This is a genomic window from Mesorhizobium norvegicum, assembly GCF_004919685.1.
Taxonomy (GTDB): domain Bacteria; phylum Pseudomonadota; class Alphaproteobacteria; order Rhizobiales; family Rhizobiaceae; genus Mesorhizobium; species Mesorhizobium norvegicum.
The window spans coordinates 1-6,970 of sequence record NZ_SMYZ01000160.1; the positions used below are offsets into that span (position 1 = coordinate 1).

Genomic DNA, 6,970 nt, shown 5'->3' on the forward strand with positions numbered 1-6,970 from the left:
CAGCCGTCAGCGCGCTGACGCCATCGGGCATGAACAGCGCCGTGCGGGCCATATCCTTGTGCACGCCGAGATTGCGGATCAGCTGCTTGCCGGCGATATCCCAGAGCTTGATCGTGTGGTCGGTGCTGGCGCTCATGATCGAGTGCCCGTCGGGCGCCACCGCCAGCCAGACGACAGCGTCGCGGTGGCCCTCGGGCTGCGTTGGCAGCGATGGCGGAGCCGGCGGCAATGGTGCCACGGTGGGCGGCGGAATGACCGCGACCTCCGGCGGCGTCGGAGCGACGGGTGGCGGCACCAGGGCAGGCAAGGTCGGTGGCGCGGGTGCCGCAGGCGGATTGGCGGCCTCTGGCGGCGAAGCAGCTGGAGGCGGTGCCGGCGGGGCAACTGGCTCCGGGGCCGGCGGCGTGCTGGCGATATCATTGCCCTTGGGTTCGTTGGTCTTCGGTCCAGGGATCCTTGGTTCGTTGGCCTTGGGTTGGCTTGGCGAAGCCACCTCGCCGTCCGGCGCCCGCCACGGGAATTGATCGGCCAGCAACACCAGCACGGCAATCACCGGCAAAACAAGGAAGGCGCGCCGCAAGTTCGGCCGGCCCTTGGGCTCGGTCTCGGCGTCGCGGCCAAAAAGCGGCGCCCCAGTGGGATGGCGCGGCCGGCCGGGCAGCAGCCCGGCCCAAAACAACAAAGCGCCAAGCAGGCAAAGCGCGCCCACAGCCAGGAACACCACCGCCCACGGCGTGGCCGGACCATGCAGCATCCGCACCATGCCGCTCCAGGTGAAATCCCTGCCGCCCAGGAGCAGATATGTCCGAACCAGGCAAGCCATGGCCGCCGCCAGCAGGGGAAGCGCAAACAGCCTGTCAGCCAACCTGTCCATCGGATTTTCTTTCCCCGGGCGTTTGTTGGCGGCCCTGGCGATGCGACGGTCGCCCGCGCATGGTGCAATGGTCGAGACTACCAGGGGCGCGCTCCTATCGCCAAGAGCCCGCCACCCCGACAGTTCACGCACCTTGCCGACGCTCGCATGCCTTTGCCCGGCTTGGTTGACACATGTCGCGTATCTGCCATCATTGCAAAGGGATTCAGGAGAGACCACGATGAAGAAGACCTACGCGAAGCCGACCTTCGTCAGGAAGGGCAAGCTTTCAGCCGTCACGGCAAACGGCCCGAGCAGCCCCACAATATAATCCCGGCGCATTCTGGCCGGATCGCGCTGACGCTGGAGCAATTCCAGGAAAGTGGCACCGGTTTTCCCGGGAAAAGCGCATAGCGCTTTCCCTTGGGAATCGCGCACAACAAAGAATTGGTGAGCGAGCACTTTGTCGCTCATCGTTGGATTTATTGCGGATTTATTGCTTCCAGCCCGCGTGGTTGACAGATGGCCGCAGTCTGCCATCATCGAACCGGGATTTTAGGAGAGTCAGAAAATGAAGAAAATCTATGTGAAGCCGATTCTTTTGAAAAAAGAGCGTCTTTCGGCGATCACGGCGGCAAACGGCGCCTCGATATCCTGATTTCAGCGCGTCAGGACCAGATCGTCCAGCACCATCTGCCAATAGTGTTTCGTCGACAGGCGAACACGCGTTACTGCCTTGAGCATCGGGGCGTAATGCAGCGGCGTCAGCGCCGAGAGCGTGACCTGATCGCTTGAGATCAGCTGCTCGCCAAGCCAGCTTTCGATCAGCGCCACCTCCCCTTCCGACTTCAGCCAGGCAGCGCTCAGCATGACCGAGTGAAAGCCGAACGGCTGTTCGCGGCTGAATTCGGCCGGCAGCCCGCTGCTGGTGTAGACCAAATGGTCGCCGGAGACGTTGCCGTTGACATAGCCCTGGCTGTCCTTGGTGTAGTCGCGCGCCATCGCATTCAAGTTGCGCCACGCCAATCCGGCATGGCCGGACGGAATTTTCCTGAAGGTGCGCGACGTCACATCGTCGAAATCGATCGTTTCCAGGGCGGCGTCGGTGGCGATGCAAGCGGTTTGCGGCGACAGCAGGCCGAGATCGGCCGGATAGGGCGACAGCGCCAGCCGCCGCTCAAGGCCGCCGCCACTGACGAGAACCGTGTCGGCGTCATCGGCCAGATCAACGCTGAAGGCAGCGCCTGGCGCCAGCGGTCGCGTCTCCAGCAGGTGCCCGTTCCCCAACACCGACAGCGTCGCTGACCCGTCGCCGCCAACGCGCCCACTAAGGCGGCGGGGTGGCACCAGGCCCACCGGCTGCAGCATCTCGTGCGACACCAGCCCGGCCGGCGAACCCGGCATCGACAGGAGGTGTCGGGACTGGATGTCGTTTTCGCTTTTCGCCTGCCAGCCGGGTGGCACCGAAACCGCAAAGCGCCAGTTGCCCGGCGTGCGGATCACGGCCTTTCTGCGTTTCACCGACATCGGGAAATTGGCAAAGCCGGCATTGTTGGTGCGCGCTGAAGCGGTGAACTTGCCGGCCTCGTCATACAGCCGCACCATGATGCCGGCCATCGGCCGGTCGCCGACGCCGTATTTGCCGTCGCGATCGACGTCGAAATAAACGAAGGACGAATAGTTCAAAGTGCCGCCGCTGCCGCTCCAATCGCTGCGAACGGCGTAATCGTCCGCCGGATTGGCCTGCCGCCGCCCCTTGCGGCGGCAGCGCCTCTGCCACAGCAGCCGGAACACGGCAGCGGCAGCCGCAAGCACCACGATGGCTGCAAGCAGTATCCCGACAGGGCCGAGGTCAAACATGAGGCCTCGATCCACAGGTCTTGTTGGTGATCATGGGCAATCCGGGCTGCGTTGGAGAACTTTGCAAACAGACTAGCCTGCGTCGACGCTGCTGCACAGCAGATGCTGGCGACGGCAAAGGGAGACCGCCGCCGCAGGCTTGAAAGTCGCCCTACTTCAATTCCACCCACACCGGCGCATGGTCGCTGGCGCCATCCTCACCGCGCACCTCGCGGTCGATGCCGGCGCCGGTCAGGCGCCGCGCCAGTTTCTTCGACAGCAAGATGTGGTCGAGCCTCAAACCGGCGTCGCGCGGCCAGCGGTTACGGCGATAATCCCAGAATGTGTAGAGCGTCTCCTTCGGGTGTTTCTTGCGCAGGCCGTCCGTCCAACCCTGTTCGAGCAACGCGGCGAAGGAAGCCCGGCTTTCTGGCTGCACCAGCGCGTTGTCGTCATAGGAGCGGGTGACATAGATGTCGCGCGGCTCGGGCACGATGTTGTAATCGCCGGCCAGCACCACCGGCAGGCCGGTGTCGAGCAGCTGTTCGGCATGCGCCTCCAGCCGCTCGTGCCAGGCGAGCTTGTAGGCGAATTTCGGTCCCGGCTGCGGGTTGCCGTTCGGCGCATAGAGACAAGCGATGATGATGCCATTCACCGCCGCCTCGATGTAGCGGCTCTGCCTGTCGGTATCGTCGCCGGGCAAGGCATCGCGGGTCAGCACCGGTTCCGACCCCCGCGCCAGGATGGCAACGCCGTTCCAGGTCGCCTCGCCCTTCCACACCGCGCCATAGCCGGCCGCCGCAAGCGCCGAGCGCGGAAACTGCATGTCGCGCGCCTTCAGCTCCTGCAGGCAGACGACATCGGGTTTTGCGACAGCCAGCCATGCCAGCAGGTTTTCCAGCCGGCTGTTGATGTTGTTGATGTTGAAGGAGGCGATCTTCATTGCATGCATGAAAGCAGGAAGCTGAAGGGGGTCGCAAGGGGCTGGCGAATGTCTTGAGTGCTGGCCAATTGTCGATGCCAGCGCCGCCCCTCATCTGGCTGCCGCCATCTTCTCCCCGTAAACGGGGCGAAGGACGCTATCATCGCCCCTTTCGCCAATCGCCAATGTTGCAAGAAGAGCGCCGAGGGCGCGGCCATCTCCCTTCGCCCCGTCACTATACGGGGAGAAGGTGCCGGCAGGCGGATGAGGGGCNNCATCCGGCCCGCCCAAACCTTCACCGCCTCGGCCAGTGTCTTCAGGTGATCGGCGGTAGAGAGGCCCGAGATGCTCTTGCGCGGCTTGAGATCATGGTCGCCGTCCTCCAGCCACCGCACCTCGATATTATCGGAAAGACCGTAGGTGGCGACTTCATCCTGCGTGCCGAACTCGTCACGCGTGCCCTGGAAGATCAGAGTTGGCGTCTTGAGGTCAGCCAGATGCTTGGTCCGAAGCTGCGTCGGCTTGGCCGGCGGGTGGAAGGGATAGCCGAGGCACAACAGGCCTGAGATTTCACCCTTGGCAAACATCTCGTCCGCGACCATCGAGGCGACGCGCCCGCCCATCGACTTGCCGCCGATGATGAGCGGGCCAGTCACGCCCTTCGCCCTGAGGTCGGCGATCGCCTTGATATATTCCGGGTTCACCGTCTCGGCCCGCGGCGGCGGCTTGCGGTGGCCGTAGCGACGCGCGGCCATATAGTGGAATTCGAAACGCGCGACCTGGAAGCCAGCCGCAGCCAGCGCCTTGGCGGTGGCGGTCATCGAAGCCGAGTCCATAGGCGCGCCGGCGCCATGGGCGAGCAGGATGGTGACAGGGGCGGTGTCGGGACCGTCGAAAAGGAAGGTGGTCATGGGGCGACCTTCCCGGAGAGGTCGAGTTCCGTCCCACCCCCCTCTGTCCTGCCGNNCAGAGGGGGGTGTTCAAGCGCGACCATTGCCCTCACCCCGCCGTCCGCGTCAGCTGCAAATCCACGAACTGCACCCCCTTGGCGGCAACGCGCGCCCATTCCGAATCCGCGTCGAGCTCCAGATAGCGCGCCCACAGCCGCCGCGCCTCCAGCAGGTTGCCGGCGTCGAACTCCAACCGGGCGAGGTTGAACACCGGATCGGCATAGGTCTTGTCGAGCGCGATCGCCTTCTGCAGGTGCCTTCGCGCCGAGGCCTCGCGGCCTTGCTCGCTCATCAGCCCGGCCAGGTTGAACCAGGCCTCGACGAAGGCCGGGTCGAGTTTTATCGCGCTGATATAATCATGCGCGGCGTCCGCCGCGTGGCCGCCGGCGCGCAGGCAATTGGCGCGGTTGAAGGCGGCGATCGCATCGCTCGGGTCGATGGCCAGGCAGCGTTGGTAGAGCGCGGCCGCCCCTTCATGGTCGCCGCCCTCCTCCGCTGCTTCCGCCTCGGCGAACAGCTCTTCCAGCGTGTCGTCGCCCTCTGCCCCGGCTGTTCCGAGATCGAACAGCAATTGCCCGTCGAGTTCGCTCTGCCCACCCTCGAGATAGATGGCGTCGGGTCGGCCATGCTGCGAGCCGACATTGAGCGATTTGGCGGTCAGCGAAGCCACCGGACCGGAGCGATGGACGGAGCGCGCGATCGCCCCCCATGTCGCACCGCCGGTGATAAGCCCGGCATATTTGCGCGCCAGGATCAGGTCGCGGAAGGAATAGGGTTCTGCGTCATGCTCGAACGCATCGAACAGCGACAGCAGGTCGAGATCGGCGCCCGACAGCCGCGACTGCTCGATCAGCGATTGCCGTGACAGCGACGACGCCTCCGGCGCCTTCATCAGCCCGAGCAGGCGCAGGAAACCGTTCTCGCTGAGGAGTTTGTGCCCGGCCGCGCGCTCGGCGGCGACACGGCGCTCGATCTCGGCGTCACCGTTCTTGGTGAGCCCGGCCTTGGCCAACAGCGTCCGGCCGAACACGACATGCGTGGTGCGCCTGGTGACGCCGCGCCGCAGCTGGCCGTGCTGACGCTCGACCTCGCGTGCCGCCAGCCTGAGCGGAAACGCCGCCAGCGCGCCGATGGTGCCGAAGACGGCGCCCGGTACGGCCGGTGCCGTCATTTCTTGCTCTTGCCGACCGCCTTCAGCAGATTGGCCTTCAGCGGATTTTCAGCAGCACCACCCGCTGCCACCTTCTTCACGGCCGGCTTCGCCACTTCGTCGGCCTTGCTCTTCGACTTGGCCGGCGGCTTCGATTGCGACAGGCTGGCCTTAAGCGCATCCATCAAATTGATGACATTGCCGCGCTCGGGTGCCGCCGCGATGATCGGCTTGTGGCCCTTCAGCTTCTCGCGGATCATCGTCATGAGTGCTGCCTCGTAGCGGTCCTCATAGTTCTTCGGATCGAAGGTGGTTTCCTTCTGCTTGATCAGCGCTTCGGCGAGCTGCAGCATTTCCGTGTCAGGCTTGCCGGCCGGGATGTTGCCGAAATATTCAGCCGTGCCACGCACTTCGTTCGGGTTCCTCAAGGTGCACACGAACATGCCGTTCTCGCGCGCGCCGATCGTCACCACCCGCTCGCGGCTCGACAGCACCAGGCGGGCGATCGCCAGCTTGCCGGATTTGCGCATCGCTTCGCGCAGCACGGCGAAGGTTTCTTCCGCCATCGCACCGTCGGGCGCCAGATAGTATGGCGCGTCCTGGTAGATGACGTCGACCTCGCCCTCGTCGACGAAGGCCTCGATGTTCATCGTGTGGTTGGATTCGATGCGCACCGCGTCGAGGTCGGCATCATCGATGATGATGTACTGCTTGTCCTCGTATTCGTAACCCTTGACCAGATCCGTGCGCTCGACGAGCCCCAGCTCCGGGTCGACCGGCTTCATGTTGATGCGGTTGTGGGTCTTCTTGTGCAGCTGGTTGAAGCTGATGCGCTCGCTCGCGCTGGTGGCGGGGTACAACCGCACCGGACAGCTGACCAGACTGAGTTTGAGGTAACCTTTCCAACTTGCCCTGGGCGCCATGAAACACTCCTACGCGGCCATGCACTGACATTTGCTGCAGCGCTTTTCGTCCGAAGGACGAACGAGGCTGCACAAATCCTACACCGACCCCACACGATACAGGCAAATCCCTGACGAAATGTTTTAGCTCCGTCAGTGGGTCGCCGCAGGAGAATAATTCAAATTGTCCGAAGCGTCGATGGCGTTGGGATTGAGACGCTGGCGGGACAGCACCCCCCTCTGTCCTGCCGGACATCTCCCCCGCAAGGGGGGAGATTGAATGTCGCTGTGGCCTTCGCCAATCGGCGGCGTTGCAGGAAGAATGCCGGCGTCAAAGCTGCCGATCTCCCTCCT

6 protein-coding genes and 2 pseudogenes are annotated in these 6,970 nt (G+C 64.3%); all 8 read right to left on the reverse strand.

Annotated elements, in window-relative coordinates:
• Nucleotides 1–874: WD40 repeat domain-containing protein (locus FCU66_RS40065; protein ID WP_425462892.1), on the reverse strand; the 874-nt coding region annotated here is incomplete at its 3' end.
• 231 nt (nucleotides 875–1,105) lie between these two features.
• Nucleotides 1,106–1,327 carry a hypothetical protein gene (locus tag FCU66_RS41505; protein ID WP_168992167.1) on the reverse strand — a complete coding sequence of 74 codons (222 nt, stop codon included), beginning with the start codon at nucleotides 1,325–1,327 and terminating at the stop codon, nucleotides 1,106–1,108.
• 186 nt (nucleotides 1,328–1,513) lie between these two features.
• Nucleotides 1,514–2,713, reverse strand: coding sequence for a hypothetical protein (locus tag FCU66_RS40080; RefSeq protein ID WP_136621923.1), 1,200 nt, complete (start codon nucleotides 2,711–2,713; stop codon nucleotides 1,514–1,516).
• 151 nt (nucleotides 2,714–2,864) lie between these two features.
• On the reverse strand, nucleotides 2,865–3,635 hold the full coding sequence (locus tag FCU66_RS40085) for an exodeoxyribonuclease III (RefSeq protein WP_136621922.1): 771 nt from the start codon (nucleotides 3,633–3,635) through the stop codon (nucleotides 2,865–2,867).
• 254 nt (nucleotides 3,636–3,889) lie between these two features.
• Nucleotides 3,890–4,525: pseudogene (locus FCU66_RS40095) on the reverse strand (alpha/beta hydrolase family protein); the annotation flags it as partial.
• Nucleotides 4,526–4,613: 88 nt separating this feature from the next.
• Nucleotides 4,614–5,735, reverse strand: a complete 1,122-nt coding sequence (locus FCU66_RS40100) for a tetratricopeptide repeat protein (RefSeq protein WP_136621920.1) — start codon at nucleotides 5,733–5,735, stop codon at nucleotides 4,614–4,616.
• Entirely contained in the window at nucleotides 5,732–6,637 is a 906-nt protein-coding gene (ku, locus tag FCU66_RS40105) for a non-homologous end joining protein Ku (RefSeq protein WP_136621919.1), read from the reverse strand. The genes FCU66_RS40100 and ku overlap by 4 nt, the downstream gene beginning before the upstream one ends.
• A gap of 132 nt (nucleotides 6,638–6,769) precedes the next feature.
• Nucleotides 6,770–6,970, reverse strand: a pseudogene (locus FCU66_RS41740) (hypothetical protein); the annotation flags it as partial.

What these genes read in the sequence shown, in the direction of transcription:
- FCU66_RS41505 (WP_168992167.1), bottom strand. Translation starts at nt 1,327, where the DNA reads ATGAGCGACAAAGTGCTCGCTCACCAATTCTTTGTTGTGCGCGATTCC.
- FCU66_RS40080 (WP_136621923.1), bottom strand. Translation starts at nt 2,713, where the DNA reads ATGTTTGACCTCGGCCCTGTCGGGATACTGCTTGCAGCCATCGTGGTG.
- FCU66_RS40085 (WP_136621922.1), bottom strand. Translation starts at nt 3,635, where the DNA reads ATGAAGATCGCCTCCTTCAACATCAACAACATCAACAGCCGGCTGGAA.
- FCU66_RS40100 (WP_136621920.1), bottom strand. Translation starts at nt 5,735, where the DNA reads ATGACGGCACCGGCCGTACCGGGCGCCGTCTTCGGCACCATCGGCGCG.
- ku (WP_136621919.1), bottom strand. Translation starts at nt 6,637, where the DNA reads ATGGCGCCCAGGGCAAGTTGGAAAGGTTACCTCAAACTCAGTCTGGTC.